This window comes from Acidaminococcus sp., from assembly GCA_022482815.1.
Classification (GTDB): domain Bacteria; phylum Bacillota; class Negativicutes; order Acidaminococcales; family Acidaminococcaceae; genus Acidaminococcus.
This window is the reverse complement of sequence record JAKVOM010000001.1, coordinates 499758-514624: the sequence shown is the minus strand read 5'-3', so window position 1 is coordinate 514624 and position 14867 is coordinate 499758. Positions and strand designations below refer to the sequence as shown.

Sequence of the window (14867 nt, the reverse complement as noted above, 5' to 3'; positions counted from 1 at the left end):
AGGAAAACATGCATATTCTTTTAATGGGACCTCCCGGCGCAGGCAAGGGAACCCAAGCAGAAAAATTAGTTGCCGATTTCCCGATTCCCCATATTTCTACGGGAGATATGTTCCGTGCGGCTGTGAAAAATGGTACGGAATTGGGTAAAGAAGCCAAAAAATATATGGACGCCGGCGGACTGGTTCCGGACGAAGTCACCATTGGCATCGTCAAGGAACGGCTAAGCCAGCCGGATTGTGCCAAGGGATTCATTCTGGATGGATTCCCCCGTACGAAGGAACAGGCTGTTGCCCTGGATGAGATTCTTAAGAACCTGGGCATCAAACTGACCGCTGCCGTGAACATTGCTGTTCCGGATGCAGATCTGGTCAGCCGCGTAACCGGCCGCCGTATCTGCAAGAAGTGCGGCGCAACCTTCCATGTCGTTTATAACCCTCCGAAGAAGGAAAATGTATGCGACAAATGCGGTGGAGAATTGTTCCAGCGTGATGACGACAAAGAAACCACTGTTAAAAAACGTTTGGAAGCGTACCATAGCCAAACAGCTCCTCTGATTGCGTATTACAAGGCGGAAGGCGTGTACAAGGAAATTGACGGCACCCAAGCTATCGACAAAGTTTATGCTGATGTCGTTGCCGCGGTGAAAGGAAAGTAAGGAGGCAGGAAAGTGTCTAAATCGGATGCTATTGAAGTAGAAGGTACTGTCTTGGAATCTTTACCTAACGCTATGTTTCGTGTGAAGTTGGAAAACGATCACGAAATCCTTGCTCACATTTCCGGCAAAATACGTATGAACTTTATTAAGATTCTCCCCGGTGACAGAGTGACCGTAGAGCTGACGCCCTACGACCTCAACCGCGGACGGATCACTTATCGTTTTAAATAAAGAGGATTGGCAAGAGGAGGTTCAGCAACATGAAAGTTAGACCGTCTGTAAAACGCATTTGCGAAAAATGCAAGATTATTAAACGCAAAGGCCGCGTTATGGTCATTTGCGAAAACCCGAAACATAAACAAAGACAAGGCTGATATAAGGAGGTGCTTTAAAGAATGGCTCGTATTGCCGGTGTAGATTTGCCGAGAGACAAGCGTATCGAATACGCTCTGCCGTACATTTACGGTATTGGTTTGACCCTGTCCCGTGAAATTTTGGACAAAACCGGAATTAACCCTGATACTCGTGTCCGCGACCTGACCGAAGCTGAAATTGCAAAGCTCCGTGAGATCCTGGATCATGAATATAAAATCGAAGGTGACCTCCGCCGTGAGGAATCCCTTAATATTAAACGTCTGGTGGAAATCGGCTGCTATCGCGGCCGCAGACACAAGGCAGGTCTTCCTGTCCGTGGTCAGAACACCAAGAACAACGCTCGTACGCGTAAAGGCCCGAAGAACGCGGCTAAGAAGAAGTAATAAGGAGGGATCACACGAGTGGCTGTTAAGAAAGTTGTCCGTAACAAACGGAAAGTTAGCAAAAACGTTGAATCCGGTGTAGCACATATTCGCTCCACCTTCAATAACACGATTGTAACGATCTCTGATATGACCGGTGCAACCCTTAGCTGGGCATCCGCTGGTGGCCAAGGCTTCCGCGGTTCCCGCAAGAGCACTCCCTTCGCAGCTCAGATGGCTGCCGAAACGGCTGCTAAGGCCGCTATGGAACATGGCCTGAAGAGAATTGAAGTTTACGTCAAGGGCCCGGGCGCTGGCCGTGAAGCCGCTATCCGTGCTCTGCAGGCTGCTGGCCTGGAAGTAGAGTCCATCAAAGACGTGACTCCGATTCCTCATAATGGCTGCCGTCCGCCGAAACGCAGAAGAGTTTAATTGGAGGTGAAGTGTTAGATGGCTATTGATAAGACTCCGGTTCTGAAGAGATGCAGATCCTTGGGCATGTCTCCGGCTTTTGTGGGCGTTATGAAAGAATCCCATCGTCAGCCGAAGCGTCAGTTCAAGAAGAAGAGTGAATATGGTATGCAGCTGGCTGAAAAGCAGAAAGCTAAGTTCATTTATGGCATTCTGGAAAGACAGTTCCGCGGCTACTATGAAAAAGCTAAGAAGATGGAAGGTATTGCCGGTACCAACCTGTTAATCCTGTTGGAACGCAGACTGGATAACGTCGTATACCGCATGGGCCTTGCTCATACGCGCCGTCAGGCTCGTCAGCTCGTAACCCACGGTCATATTGCCGTAAACGGCAAGCGTCTGGATATCCCCTCTGCTCTCGTAAAAGCAGGCGATGTTGTTTCCGTAATGGAAAGCAGCCGCAGTTCTGCTTACTTCAAGGGTATGGCTGAAACCCTCGGCAAGAATGCTGTTCCTGCCTGGATTTCTGTAGACGGACAAAACCTCAGCGGAAAGGTTGACCGTCTGCCTGTTCGTGATGAAATTGATGTTCCTATCGAAGAACAGCTCATCATCGAACTGTACTCCAAGTAATTTGATACTGTTCTCCACTATAGAGACCGCGTATTGTGGTAATGCGCAAAAGGAGGCTTCCGCATGAAGGAAATTGAAAAACCAAGCCTTGTTGTCGACGAAATTTCCCCCGACGGGCGTTACGGTAAGTTCGTCTGGGAACCTTTGGAACGTGGGTACGGTATTACTTTAGGAAACAGTCTGCGTCGTGTACTGCTTTCTTCCCTGACCGGCATGGCCGTAACGGGAATCAAGATTGATGGTGTGCTCCATGAGTTTTCCACCATTGAAGGCGTACAGGAAGACGTTGCTGATATTGTTTTAAACATCAAGTCTCTGTGCTTTAAGGTAAATCTGGATGACCAGACTACCTTTGAGCCGAAGACGTTCTATATCAAGAAGTCCGGAGAAGGCGAAGTCACCGGCGCTGATATCATTACCGATCAGGACACGGAAGTCCTGAACCCGGAACTGCATATCGCAACGATGGACAAGAACGCCACCCTGAACATGGAAATCTACGTTGATCTCGGACGCGGATATGTTCAGGCCGATAAGAACAAGAGCAAGGATCAGCCCATCGGCTTCATCCCTGTTGATTCTATCTATTCTCCGATTACGCGTGTAAAGTTCGGTGTAACCGATACGCGCGTAGGCAATGTCACCAACTACGACCGTCTGACCCTCGAAGTCTGGACGGACGGCAGCCTGGGACCTGACGAAGCTGTGACTTCTGCAGCAGAGATTCTGATTAAGTATCTGGCTCTCTTCAAGACGACCAACGTTCCTCTGATTCAGGGAAGCGAAGACGGCACCAAGGAAGATGAGGAAGGTACGAAGTCTTCTGTGCTCCAGATGTCCATTGATGATCTGGATTTGACGGTTCGTTCCAACAACTGCCTGAGACGTGCCGGCATCAACACCGTGGAAGACATTATCAGCAAGACCGAAGACGAGCTCATTTGCGTCCGCAACCTGGGCAGCAAATCCTTGGAAGAGGTCAAGAGTAAGATCGAGGAATTGGGCCTGCATCTGCGCAATTCCGAAGAATAATAATAGGAGGAAGACGAAACATGGCATACAGAAAATTGGGCCGCAATTCCAGCAACCGGAAAGCGTTGTTCCGCAGCGTCCTGACCGCCTTCTTCAAAAACGAGAGAATTGAAACCACTGAAACCAAAGCTAAGGAAATCAGTGGTCTGGCTGAAAAACTGATCACGACGGCAAAGACGGACACCCTGGCTTCCCGTCGTCAGGTTCTGGCCTTCCTCGTAGATGAAGAAGCAACCAAGAAGCTCTTCGAAGAAATTGCTCCGAAGTATAAGGACCGCAACGGCGGTTATACTCGTATCTACAAGACGAGCCCGCGCCGCGGCGATGCTGCCGACATGGCAATCCTGGAACTCATCTGATTTCAGAAAGAATCAACCCTGTAACGAATGCGTTGCAGGGCTTTTTCTTTATAGCAAATCAACGTAGGAGATTTGCTATCTTCTGTCACCTTCTTTCACGAAGTCGAAAGAAGGGCGGACCACGAAGTGGTGGATGATAGCTATTGATTTAGCAAACTATCTTGTGGCGGTTTGCTAAAAGCTGCTGGTCGCTGGTCGCGGGTCACACGGTGGAAGCAAAATTACTGAGGTAAATTTTGTTCTAAAATAATGAAAAACAGCTGCAGAACACACCAAGTTATGGTGGTTCTGCAGCTGTTTTTGCTTCTATGCGAAGAACCGTACTATGTCGCTGAAGATAAGGTTGATTAGTTTTTTGGGGTGCTCTGGCGATTTTTAGCCAAGCGATAGCGCGCCTCAGCCAAGCAAAGCGCCTTAGCCGTCAGATATATTCAGGCTTAGTTATTGCTATCAAGAGTTTTCTTCCCAAACTCCTTTACCATGAAATCCAGAATGCGGCGGACCGGTTCCGTGAAGAGATTCTGCTTTTTCCAGGCCAGATAAATCGTCCGGCAGAATCCGGGCGTTGTAATCTGGATACGTTTTACCGGGAACTGATCCATATTGGGCAGATCAGGAATAATGGTGATGCCATAATTCTGCGTGATATACTGGAGCGTCGTCGTCGGGTCCTTTGTCTCGGCAAGAACGATAGGAACAGCTCCCAGTGCTTTGTACTGCTTATCGATGATTCTGCGGAGGGAACTGGTCTGATGCAGCGTGACAAGAGGATAGTCCTTGAACTCCTGGAAGCTGAGACTGTCGTATTTCGCAAGTTGGTGGCCTTTGGCTACGACGAGGTAAAAGTCTTGTTTTTCGATGGGTACTGTCTCAATGGCCGGATCGTCCGATTCGCCCACAAAGGCAAAGTCAATGGCATCGCTTTTAAGAGAATCAATGAGTTCGTTATGCAGCTGCTGCACGAAGGAAAAATGCAGCGGACGATTGGCTGCCTTCTCCGAAAGCCGCTGCGTGACCTTGGGAATGAGGGAAGTCGAAAGACTGTACATGTAGCCGAGGGAAATCGTGGAGGCGGCGTAAGACTGCAGTGTACGAACATCTTCTGTGGCCAGCTGAATTTCCTTTAGTGCCTTATCAATGTGGCGGTAAAAGACTTCTCCATATTTCGTCAGCGCGAGGTGACGGTCCCTGCGTTCAAAAAGGGGGACTCCGAGTTCTTTTTCCAGCTCATGGATGGCGTAACTCAGTCCGGGCTGGGAGATATGCAGCTTTTCTGCCGTCCGCGTGTAATGAAGGGTCTCGGCCAGGCATTTGAAATAGTGAAGCTGAGGTAAATTCATGGGAGCGACTCCTTATATAAAATAAATAACTTTTATAATTTTTATTTTGAAAATAAAAATTATAAGTCATAATTATAAAATCATGATAACCCCTTATTGGACGCAGTGCAACCCCTTTTATATAAGTTAAGCGATAATGGCCCAATGCCGAATCTGAGGATGGCATTGGGAGGAGAGGAAACTAAGCTCAAATCCATTCTTGTTATTCAATATTTTTTCTTAGTGTTTATTGCCAAAAAAGTTAATTTTCACAATTTATCGGCGATTTTTACCTAAATTTTACGATTAGGAGAAATTAGCACTCTATTTTTTTGATTTTATAACGAATTAATTTGTATTATTTCAATTTACGGGATATAATGGTCACGGAATCTATAAAGAAAAGGAGGGGACAATCATGGAAAAGAAAATTCAGGAAGCACGTGTCCAAAAGATTTTGCAGCTCATTCGTTCAGGAAAGGATGCAGGCTGGATACGAAATGCCTTGACCGATTACCATGAAAACGATATTGCCGATGTGTTCGGGCTATTGACTCCGGCAGAGCGGCTGCACCTCTCCCAGATTTTGCCGGTAGACCGGATGGCCGAAATCCTGGAATACGTCGAAGATACAGATGATGCAGAAAAGTATTTGGGAGAAATGCCTGATGAGCGGGCTGCTGCCATTTTATCATCCATGGAGTCTGATGAAGCTGTCGACTTCCTGAAGAATACAGACAGCGAAAAGAAGACATCCTGGCTGGCCAAGATGAATCCGGAAATCCGGAAATCACTGACAGCCCTGGCTTCCTTTGACGAAGATACTATCGCTTCCCGGATGACGACGAACTTTGTGACGGTTGAAAAATGTATGACCGTGCCCGAAGCGATGAAAGAAGTCGTCAAGGAAGCTGCGGACAATGATAATATTACAGTCATTTACGTCGTGGACCAGAACGACATGTACGCCGGTGCCTTTTCGCTGAAGGATCTCATTGTGGCCCGCAGGGATACGCCGCTTGATACAATCATTGTCAAGGGCTTCCCTTTTGTGTACGCCAACGAAAAGATTTCAGACTGCGTGCAGATTATCGAGGACTACGAAGAAGCATCTATTCCGGTGTTGTCTCAGGACAAGAAGATCCTGGGCGTCGTGACGGCCAGTGACATTGCTGAGGTCATCGGCGACGAATTAGGCGACGATTACGCAAAATTAGGCGGTTTGAGCGCCGAAGAAGACTTGGACGAGCCGTTGTCCCAGTCCATCAAAAAAAGACTGCCATGGCTCATTTTGCTGCTTTTTTTGGGGGTTCTTGTCTCCACAGTTGTCGGCATGTATGAGCAGGTGGTCGCCAAGCTGACACTGATTATGGCGTTTCAGTCCATGATTCTCGATATGTCAGGCAACGTCGGTACGCAGTCCCTGGCGGTGACAATCAGGGTTCTCATGGACGAGAATCTGTCCGGCAGCGAAAAATGGAAACTCATCCGCAAGGAAGCCTCAGCCGGTTTCTGCAACGGGCTGATTCTCGGTGTGATTGCCGTGGGCGCAATTGGCATCTACATTACGGCGGCAAAGCATTATCCCGCCTTTACCGCTTTCAGCATTTCCTTGTGCATCGGACTCAGTCTCATGCTTTCCATGCTGATTTCGAGCCTTGTCGGAACCGTCGTACCCATGTTTTTTAAACGCATCCATGTCGATCCGGCCGTAGCGTCGGGTCCTTTGATTACGACTGTGACGGACCTTGTTGGCGTCGTGACGTATTACAGCCTGGCCTGGTTCATGCTGATCCGTATTTTGAAGATGTGAGCTGCCGACAGCCTGAGAGATAAAGCACTTCCGGCTATTAGCTTATGGTATTTAGACATGGATTGGTACTATCTTCCGCCACTTCGTGGTCTCCTCCTTCCGACTACGTGGAAAGAGGTTCCAAAGGAATGCCAAACCTGACGGTTTGGCTTAATAAAAGGTCATGTTTCTTCTACGGGCGCCCCGCGCCCAGCGACCGGCGACCTGCGTGAAAGGGGCTGTGAAATAATGCGTGTGCATTATTCACAGCCTTTTTTTTACAAATTATAAACCACCCTTATAAAGTTATTTAAAATAACTATTGGACGGCAGAATGGGGACATCATTACAATATGGATAAAAAACAGGCTGAGCCTGGGAAATTTTCCTTAATTTTTAATGGACTTTATCACTATTTGTACGAGTGACATGGACTCTTGAGGGGAAAGTTATAAAAGGTATGGAGGGTTGTATAACAATGCGTAAGAAGATTTGTGTAGTCGAAGCTTGTCCTCGCGACGGTTGGGAACATCAGCCTTTTGTGATTCCGACGGAAAAGAAGCTGCAGTATATTAAAATGATGATCGACAGCGGGGCCCGCATCCTGGATCTTGTGAATTTTGCCGATCCGGAAAAGGTTCCCCAGATGAAAGATGCAGCCGAAGTGATGAAACAAACCCGGGCGTATGTAGCGGCCCATCATCTGGATGTGGAGTGCATGGGGCTTGCTTTTGATGTAGAGGGGCTCAAAAGGGCACTTGAGGCAGGTGCCACTTCCCTTCAATATGCCTTTTCAGCCAGTGACGCCACGAATGAAAAACTGATTCATACGACGCTGGAACAGTCCCTTTCTAATATGCGGGAAATCCTGAGCCGCGCCGGGGGAGCGAAACTGAAAATCGGTCTGCTTTGTTCTTTCGGTTCTCCTTTTGGCGATGAAGTGACGCTGGACCGGCTGAAATACATCTGCGACGCGGCACTGACTGCCGGCGTTTCCACAATCAGCCTGGCCGATACGGCAGGTCTTTCCTCACCGGCTCATGTCCGGGAAATCATTGAAGGGCTGAAGGGCAGTGTAGATCTGTCACGCTTGTCCATCCACGTCCACAATGCTTACGGTATGGGACTTGCTAACGTGTTTGCAGCGGTGGAATCCGGTATTACCTCTGTGGAAGGCTCCCTGGGCGGTGTCGGTACCGGCCCGTTTGCTTTTATTCCCGGCAACTATAATCTGCCTACGGAAGATATCGTGAATATGTTGGAAGCGGCAGGATACGATACCGGTTACGACGTGAAAAAACTGATTGCCGCTGCCAATACGATGTGCAGTGAAACCGGGGCTGTCCATACGAGCCATTTGTATGACAAACAAGATTGTCTGCTCTGCCGTCAGTAACAGGAGGAAGCACGTATCATGAATCCAGTATTAGCCATGTTTTATGTGTTCCTCGTCTACTCCATCGGCGACTTTATTGCAGATAAGACGAAGGCCTTTATCTCGATGTTCCTCGTCAGTGCCACTATTTTCACCATTTCCTTCTGGAATGGTGTGCCGCGCACGCTTTTTGTCGATTCCGGGCTGCTGCCATTTGCTAAGATTACCATCTGCATGGCCATGATCCATATCGGTTCTTCCATTAACTTCGATCAATTTCTGAAAGAATGGAAGACTGTCGTTCTTGCTTTCGTAAGCACTGTCGCTATTTGCCTGGGTGTTTTCTTCATCGGCAAACTCTTTATCGATACTTATTATGCCCTGATGAGTGCGCCTATTATGGCAGGTGCCACGATTTCCTACCTCATCATGGAACCGCTTGCCGAAATCACGGGTCGTCCGGAACTTAAGATTTTTGGCGTCCTCGTCCTCGTGACGCAGAGCTTTATCGGCATTCCGATGGCGAGCTTCTTCTGCAAAAAATCAGGGGACCGCTACATGGACGCCTTCCGCAGCGGCAAGATCCAGGCAGTCAAGCAAACCGCTGATGCCGTGAAAAAGCCGCTGATCAGGCTGCCGGAAAAAATGAGCGAGCCCAATGTCATTATCTGTAAGCTTGCCTTGATTTCTTATCTTTGCTCCGTGCTGAGCAAGGTGACGGGCATCAACTGGATGATCCTGGGGCTCATTGCCGGCGTTATCTTCCACGCAATAGGCCTGGTCGAAGAAAATTGCCTTGTGAAAGCCAACGGCTTTACCTTTGTCATGGCTTCCATCTTTACCATGATCTTTGCCGGCTTGACCCAGACCACGCCGGATATGCTGATTTCCATGATTGCGCCGCTTTCTGTGGTGCTCGTCCTGGGCGCCCTCCTGTGCGTAGTGGCTTCCGTCCTTGTCGGGCGGCTGCTTCACTTCGGCTGGCGGCTTTCCATCGGCCTTGCTTCAGCCGCTTTTTTCGGATTTCCGGGCACTTTCCTGATTGCTCAGGAAGTTTCCAATGCCTGCGGCCGCAATGGGGATGAGGTCAAAGTCATGTGGGACTACATCATGCCGAAACTTATTATCTCCGGTATTGTGTCCGTTTCGGTCGTTTCCGGATTAATGGGAAGCTTTATGATTCGTTGGGCAATGTGAGGGGTCGCTTGTCAACTAAAAAAGACTGCTGCATTATGATTTTGCAGCAGTCTTTTTTAGTTGGGCGGGCTGTCCGTGCAGGCAAAATAGTCTGTGTAATCTTGTATTGAATGAGAAGCAGATTACTGAAGTCAGAATATGAGCTAATTAAAAGCGATAGCTGCGACTCAGTGAGGTGTAACATAAAAATCCGTTTGTCAATCCGGTGAGAAATCTCCGGCACTGATGGAAAAACCAAGACAGCAGTGATTTGCGGGCATAAAGCTCATAAACCACTGCTGTCTTGGTTCTTTAAGGTGAGATGGATGAGTAAATCTGTAAATCAGTTAATTGTGAAACGAAAAGGAATACATCCCGTGATTAGTAAATAATGGTGAGTACAACTGCGAGGATGGTTGCGGTAATCAGCGGGAATACAAGGGAGGTGTAGCAGATATCCTTGTAGCTCTGCTTGTAGGTGCAGTGAGAAAGTGCCAGCACCGTCTGAGTCGGAGCGTTATGCGGCAGGGTATCCAGACCACCGGAAGCAACCGTTGCAATTCTGTGGACGATTTCCGGGCTGATTCCTTGTGCAGCCGCTTGTGCCAGCCATGTAGGACCGAGGGTACTCAGCGAAATGGCAAGACCTGCGGAAGAGGATCCCGTAGCACCGGAAAGGATGTTAATAGCGATGACTTCGGAAATCAGAACGCCGCCGGGGACATTCATGGCAAGTTCGGTCAGAACTGTAAAACCGGGAGAAGCTTTTACTACGGCGCCGTAACCAATGACGCTGCAGGTAGCCAGGATTGGGAGCATGGAAGATTTAGCTCCTTCAGTAAAAGAGTCCAGCAATGTTTCACCCTGGTTGATGTTCAGAAGGCAGCACAGCAGGATACCGGCAAGAAGAGCAAGCACTACAGGTGTTTTGAAGGCTGTTAAAAGCAGGATTACAAAGAAAATAGGAATCAAACCGGAAAGCCAGTGCCAGGAAGGATAGGTTCTGTCATCTTTTACCTTTTTAGCTTCATATTCTTCATCTTCCTCAAATCCCATTCCGGCTGCACGCGTTTGTTTAGCGCGGTGCTGCAGATAGATATAACCAGGAATAAAAATCATGATGCCGGCAATAATACCGAGCAGCGGTGCTGCAGTTGGAGTTGTTCCAAGGTATTCAGTCGGGATCAGGTTCTGAATAGAAGGGGTCCCAGGGAAGCACGTCATGGTGACGCCGTAAGTACCCAGGGCGATGGCGCCTGGAATCAAGGTTCTGGAAAGATTGGCAGCCTTATAAAGTTCGTAAGCAATTGGATAAGTAACGAATACAACAACGAATAAGCTTACGCCGCCGTACGTCAGTAACAGACCAATTGCTACAACAACTGCAATGGCATGTTTCTCACCGATAATTTGAATAACTTTGTTAGCCAAAGATTTAGCAGCACCTGTTTTATCCATCACGGCGCCGTAAACAGCACCGAGGAAGAAGACGGGGAACCAGGTCTGAAAATATTTAGCGGCTCCTGCCATGTAAGTCTTGAGAATTGTATCCACCAGATTCATACTGCCGAAGATTGCAATGACAAGGGAGCAGACGGGGGCAATCCAAATAGTACTGTGCCCTTTAAACGCGAGATAGATAAGGAGCAGAAGACTAAGGACAAGCCCAATTACAGAGATTGACATGGAAAAGACCTCCTTGAATGAATTTTCAGATACACTACATAGAACGTTCTACATAGATGTTACTCTCGAACGAAATAAAAGTCAATATTTTCAGTAAATAATTTTTTACAGAAATTTTATAAAATGAAAAGACGGTATATCTGTTTCATTTATTCCAACTAAAGTGAAACTTCTATTTTTTCCAATGTATAAAGTAGATCCTTTACAAACTGTTTCGAATAAATCGTGCTGAATTTGGAAAACTACTACCTGGAGTAATAAATGAGTAAAACCCTTTAGATGTTGTATTTTACAGGCCAGCGGCCGTTCCAGGCTGTCTGATCCGTGGGGAGAAGGACTTGGGAATTGTGGGTACCTGAAAGGCAGCACATTATTCTTGCAGGGAATCTTTTCCTTAGATTAGGAAATAAAGATATAGATATCTCCGATGGGAAATTTGGCTCATTGATTTATAGTAGGAAAAATATAATCTGAATTTTTTTAAAATTGGGGGTTGCAAAATATTTTATTCTTGCTATACTTTACATAGAACGTTCTACATACTACGTAACGTGAAAGCACGAAAGGAGAACTTATCATGAGTGAAGAAATGAATGATGTGCAGGCATATGTAGATGGGCTGATCGCTCGTTCCAGAGCTGCTCAAAAGATTTTTGAAACGTATGATCAAGCTCAGGTAGATCGGGTTGTAAAAGCAATTGGTAAAGCTGTTTATGACAATGCTGTTGAATTAGGAACTATGGCCGCTGAAGAAACCGGCATGGGTACGGTAGAATATAAGATTGCCAAGAACCGCAATAAACCGATGGCAACCTGGTGGCATTTGAGAAACAAAAAGAGCGTAGGCGTTATCAAGGAACTGAAGGATGAAGGCCTCGTATTGGTTGCAAAACCAATCGGCGTTGTCGGCTGCATTACTCCGACGACGAACCCGACCATGACTCCTGCCCATAACGGAATGATTACGCTGAAAGGCAGAAACTCCATGATTGTTTGCCCGCATCCCAGAGCTAAGAAGAGTACCTTTAAGTGTGTCGAATATATGCGTCAGGCTCTGAAGGCAGTTGGCGCTCCTGAAGATTTGCTGATCTGCGTTGAAAAGCCGTCTCTGGAAATTTCCCAAGCTGTAATGAGATCGACCGATGTTTGCATTTCTACCGGTGGTGCCAGCATGGTAAAGGTTGCTTATGCAAGCGGAAAGCCTGCTTACGGTGTCGGCGCCGGCAACAACCAGTGCCTGGTTGACCGCGATGTAGACTTGGCTGTTGTAGCTCCCAAAATTATTCAAGGCAGAATCTTCGATAACGGCATTTCCTGCACTTGCGAACAGGCTATTATCTGCCCGAAGGAAAAGGTAGACGAAATGGCTGCCGAACTGAGAAAGAACGGCGCTTATTACATCGATAACGAAGAAGAAGCAGAAAAAGTCCGCAATGCTACGTTTATCGATGGTAAGTTCAGAAAAGATGTTGTAGGTCAGTCTGTTGAATTCATCGCTAATATTGCCGGCATCAAGCTTCCGGAAGGGACTCGTACCATTGTTGTCAGAGCTAAGGGACCCGGCAAGATGGACGTGCTCGGCAGAGAAAAGATGTTCCCTGTTATGGCACTGTATACCTATGATACCTGGGATGAGGCCATTGATATTGCTGATGCAAACCTCGCTATGGACGGACGTGGTCACAGTGTGAGCCTGCATTCCTTCACGGATGCTCATATCAAGGAAGCTGCTATGAGACTGCCGGTTTCCCGTTTCCTGGTTAATGGCATTGGTTCTTCCGGTCTGGGCGGTGCTTACACCAACGGTCTTGCTCCTACGGGCACGCTGGGCTGCGGCAGCTGGGGCAATAACAGCATCAGTGAAAACCTTGACTATAAGCACCTCATCAACGTAAGCCGTATCGCTTACACGAATGACAATGCTCATATTCCTACTCCTGATGAAGTTTGGGGCTGAGAAGAGTGAAAAACTATAAATCTGAACTCTTTTACGGTGATGTAGAAGTTGGCGACATCTTTGAGACTGCCAGCCGCACGATTACAGATTCAGATATCTTTCAATTTGCCGGACTTACAGGAGATTTCAACGAACTGCATACCAGTGATGTGTATGCCAGCAAGACTCGTTTTGGCCACAGAATTGCTCATGGGATGCTCACGCTTGCTATCGCAAACGGACTCTACATGCGGTTGGGCTGCTTCCATTCCGTGTTCCTGGAAGTGAAGGACTGGAAGTTCCTGAAACCGGTCATGATCAATGATACGATTCGTCTCAAGATGACCCTTAAGGAGAAACACTTAACCAGTAACCCCAGAAAGGGAATCTTTACCTGGCAGTATGATGTCCTGAATCAGCGGGATGAACTCGTTGCTGCGGGTATTATCGTTCGCATGATGAATAATCCTGTGGATGCAGACAAGAAAGCTGTGTAGTAAATCGTAATAAAAGGAGATCTTTTTCTGTAATGTCTTTAGCTCGAAACCTCTGTCTTTATAAACACATCGGAGCACCTCTTCTGTTTGGAAGAGGTGCTTTCGATGAACTTGGCAGGCTCCTTTCAGAGCAGTCCTGCCGCCATGTGCTGATTCTCCACGGAAGAAGCGTGGAAAAATCCGGTGTACTCTCTCGACTGACGCAAGCCCTAACCGACTTGAAAATTCGCTTCTTGTGTCAAAGTGGGATTCCCTCTGATCCTACTGATGCGGCGGTCGAGAAAGCAGCCGAAATTGCCCGTGAGGAGCAGGTCGACTGTGTTGTCGGAATTGGCGGCGGAAGTGTTCTGGATTCTGCTAAGGTAGTGAATCTTTTGTTGACCAATCCCATGCCAATCCATCAATATTTTGCGCCGTGTTCCTTGAAGCTGCAGCCTCTTAAGCCGATGTATCTGGTGCCGACTACAGCGGGTACAGGCAGTGAGGTTACCAGTTTTTCAGTGATCACGGATACGCGGAAAGGCAGACGCAAGGCCTCTATTTCCTTTAAGGAACTCGCTCCGACGTTTGCAGTTGTGGATCCGGAACTTACCCTTTCTATGCCGGCTTCCTTAACTGCTGCGACGGGAATGGATGCATTTGCTCATGCATGCGACGCGTTGACATGCAATTGTACAAATCCAATCAGCGATGTTCTGGCTGAAAGGGCGATTCGCCTTATCCACGACAATTTGGTGAACGCCGTTCAGGATGGCGGAAATATTTCTGCCAGGGAAAACATGGCTTTCGCGGCTGTCCTCGGCGGACTTGCTTTTTCAAACGCATCTACCCAGTTATCCCATGCTATTGCCCAGGCATTGGGCGGTGAATTTCATATCGCACACGGAAGGGCATGCGCAGTTGTCATGCCGGCCGTATTAAGATGGGTAGGAAAAGTAAACCCGGTTGGTGCAGGCAAGATTCTGTCAGCCATGGGTATTTCTGTGTCATCAAAGGCAGATGTGGGAGATACTTTGGCGGAAGCAGTGACTTCCTTAAATCAAAAAATTGGGATGCCTGGTCTTGGTGACCTGCTTCCGGAAGATGTATCTCTGCTGTCTTTGCTGCCAAAAATCAGAGCACAGCGTCCGTTCAATGCTATTCCTGCTGAAATTTCGGATGCCGAACTGCTCGCTGTTTTACAAGAAGCCATTTCAAAGAACCCTTCAATTTGAAATCACTTTATTTTGATTAAAAACGGTGATTGCTGAATCGCCAT

16 protein-coding genes are annotated in these 14867 nt (G+C 47.6%); 14 read left to right on the top strand and 2 right to left on the bottom strand.

The features are described 5' to 3' along the window. Positions 1-8: 8 nt before the first annotated feature. The 8 genes from LKE33_02190 to rplQ all read left to right on the top strand — a co-directional run bounded on the left by LKE33_02190 (position 9) and on the right by rplQ (position 3828). Positions 9-656 (top strand): adenylate kinase, encoded by a 648-nt coding sequence (locus LKE33_02190; GenBank protein MCH3949737.1) that lies wholly within the window; start codon positions 9-11, stop codon positions 654-656. 12 nt (positions 657-668) lie between these two features. After that, positions 669-887, top strand: a complete 219-nt coding sequence (gene infA / locus LKE33_02185; protein MCH3949736.1) for a translation initiation factor IF-1 — start codon at positions 669-671, stop codon at positions 885-887. 29 nt (positions 888-916) lie between these two features. Then, positions 917-1030 carry a 50S ribosomal protein L36 gene (gene rpmJ, locus LKE33_02180; protein ID MCH3949735.1) on the top strand — a complete coding sequence of 38 codons (114 nt, stop codon included), beginning with the start codon at positions 917-919 and terminating at the stop codon, positions 1028-1030. Between the two features lie 21 nt (positions 1031-1051). Beyond that, positions 1052-1414 (top strand): 30S ribosomal protein S13, encoded by a 363-nt coding sequence (gene rpsM, locus LKE33_02175; protein MCH3949734.1) that lies wholly within the window; start codon positions 1052-1054, stop codon positions 1412-1414. 18 nt (positions 1415-1432) lie between these two features. Further along, positions 1433-1825 carry a 30S ribosomal protein S11 gene (rpsK, locus tag LKE33_02170; GenBank protein MCH3949733.1) on the top strand — a complete coding sequence of 131 codons (393 nt, stop codon included), beginning with the start codon at positions 1433-1435 and terminating at the stop codon, positions 1823-1825. A 66-nt stretch (positions 1826-1891) separates the two neighbouring features. Next, on the top strand, positions 1892-2437 hold the full coding sequence (gene rpsD / locus LKE33_02165; GenBank protein ID MCH3949732.1) for a 30S ribosomal protein S4: 546 nt from the start codon (positions 1892-1894) through the stop codon (positions 2435-2437). Positions 2438-2500: 63 nt separating this feature from the next. Beyond that, a complete protein-coding gene (locus LKE33_02160) occupies positions 2501-3469 on the top strand; it encodes a DNA-directed RNA polymerase subunit alpha (GenBank protein ID MCH3949731.1) in 969 nt (322 codons plus the stop codon). Positions 3470-3489: 20 nt separating this feature from the next. Beyond that, a complete protein-coding gene (gene rplQ / locus LKE33_02155; GenBank protein ID MCH3949730.1) occupies positions 3490-3828 on the top strand; it encodes a 50S ribosomal protein L17 in 339 nt (112 codons plus the stop codon). Between the two features lie 437 nt (positions 3829-4265). Here the strand turns inward: rplQ and LKE33_02150 are convergent, their stop codons facing one another. Continuing rightward, the gene (locus LKE33_02150; protein MCH3949729.1) at positions 4266-5168 is read right to left on the bottom strand and encodes a LysR family transcriptional regulator; all 903 of its coding nucleotides are present in this window, start codon (positions 5166-5168) and stop codon (positions 4266-4268) included. A 397-nt stretch (positions 5169-5565) separates the two neighbouring features. Here LKE33_02150 and mgtE point away from each other — a divergent pair, with 397 nt between their 5' ends. The 3 genes from mgtE (at position 5566) to LKE33_02135 (ending at position 9511) form a co-directional block, all read left to right on the top strand. Continuing rightward, the gene (mgtE, locus tag LKE33_02145) at positions 5566-6960 is read left to right on the top strand and encodes a magnesium transporter (GenBank protein MCH3949728.1); all 1395 of its coding nucleotides are present in this window, start codon (positions 5566-5568) and stop codon (positions 6958-6960) included. A gap of 457 nt (positions 6961-7417) precedes the next feature. Next, positions 7418-8335 carry a hypothetical protein gene (locus tag LKE33_02140; GenBank protein MCH3949727.1) on the top strand — a complete coding sequence of 306 codons (918 nt, stop codon included), beginning with the start codon at positions 7418-7420 and terminating at the stop codon, positions 8333-8335. Between the two features lie 18 nt (positions 8336-8353). Then, positions 8354-9511, top strand: a complete 1158-nt coding sequence (locus LKE33_02135) for a hypothetical protein (GenBank protein ID MCH3949726.1) — start codon at positions 8354-8356, stop codon at positions 9509-9511. Positions 9512-9871: 360 nt separating this feature from the next. Here the strand turns inward: LKE33_02135 and LKE33_02130 are convergent, their stop codons facing one another. Beyond that, positions 9872-11176, bottom strand: a complete 1305-nt coding sequence (locus LKE33_02130; protein MCH3949725.1) for a hypothetical protein — start codon at positions 11174-11176, stop codon at positions 9872-9874. A 577-nt stretch (positions 11177-11753) separates the two neighbouring features. Between LKE33_02130 and LKE33_02125 the strand changes: the two genes are divergently transcribed. From LKE33_02125 to LKE33_02115, 3 genes are read left to right on the top strand one after another with little or no spacing between them, the layout of a single operon-like run. Continuing rightward, positions 11754-13133, top strand: a complete 1380-nt coding sequence (locus LKE33_02125; protein ID MCH3949724.1) for an aldehyde dehydrogenase family protein — start codon at positions 11754-11756, stop codon at positions 13131-13133. A 5-nt stretch (positions 13134-13138) separates the two neighbouring features. Further along, positions 13139-13609, top strand: coding sequence for a hypothetical protein (locus LKE33_02120; GenBank protein MCH3949723.1), 471 nt, complete (start codon positions 13139-13141; stop codon positions 13607-13609). A 32-nt stretch (positions 13610-13641) separates the two neighbouring features. Then, the gene (locus LKE33_02115; protein ID MCH3949722.1) at positions 13642-14823 is read left to right on the top strand and encodes an iron-containing alcohol dehydrogenase; all 1182 of its coding nucleotides are present in this window, start codon (positions 13642-13644) and stop codon (positions 14821-14823) included. The last annotated feature ends 44 nt before the right edge of the window (positions 14824-14867 follow it).

Excerpts from the sequence above, each read along its gene's own strand:
- LKE33_02190 (MCH3949737.1), top strand. The coding sequence starts at position 9 with ATGCATATTCTTTTAATGGGACCTCCCGGCGCAGGCAAGGGAACCCAA.
- rpmJ (MCH3949735.1), top strand. The coding sequence starts at position 917 with ATGAAAGTTAGACCGTCTGTAAAACGCATTTGCGAAAAATGCAAGATT.
- rpsM (MCH3949734.1), top strand. The coding sequence starts at position 1,052 with ATGGCTCGTATTGCCGGTGTAGATTTGCCGAGAGACAAGCGTATCGAA.
- rpsD (MCH3949732.1), top strand. The coding sequence starts at position 1,892 with ATGTCTCCGGCTTTTGTGGGCGTTATGAAAGAATCCCATCGTCAGCCG.
- LKE33_02160 (MCH3949731.1), top strand. The coding sequence starts at position 2,501 with ATGAAGGAAATTGAAAAACCAAGCCTTGTTGTCGACGAAATTTCCCCC.
- rplQ (MCH3949730.1), top strand. The coding sequence starts at position 3,490 with ATGGCATACAGAAAATTGGGCCGCAATTCCAGCAACCGGAAAGCGTTG.
- LKE33_02150 (MCH3949729.1), bottom strand. The coding sequence starts at position 5,168 with ATGAATTTACCTCAGCTTCACTATTTCAAATGCCTGGCCGAGACCCTT.
- mgtE (MCH3949728.1), top strand. The coding sequence starts at position 5,566 with ATGGAAAAGAAAATTCAGGAAGCACGTGTCCAAAAGATTTTGCAGCTC.
- LKE33_02140 (MCH3949727.1), top strand. The coding sequence starts at position 7,418 with ATGCGTAAGAAGATTTGTGTAGTCGAAGCTTGTCCTCGCGACGGTTGG.
- LKE33_02135 (MCH3949726.1), top strand. The coding sequence starts at position 8,354 with ATGAATCCAGTATTAGCCATGTTTTATGTGTTCCTCGTCTACTCCATC.
- LKE33_02130 (MCH3949725.1), bottom strand. The coding sequence starts at position 11,176 with ATGTCAATCTCTGTAATTGGGCTTGTCCTTAGTCTTCTGCTCCTTATC.
- LKE33_02125 (MCH3949724.1), top strand. The coding sequence starts at position 11,754 with ATGAGTGAAGAAATGAATGATGTGCAGGCATATGTAGATGGGCTGATC.
- LKE33_02115 (MCH3949722.1), top strand. The coding sequence starts at position 13,642 with ATGTCTTTAGCTCGAAACCTCTGTCTTTATAAACACATCGGAGCACCT.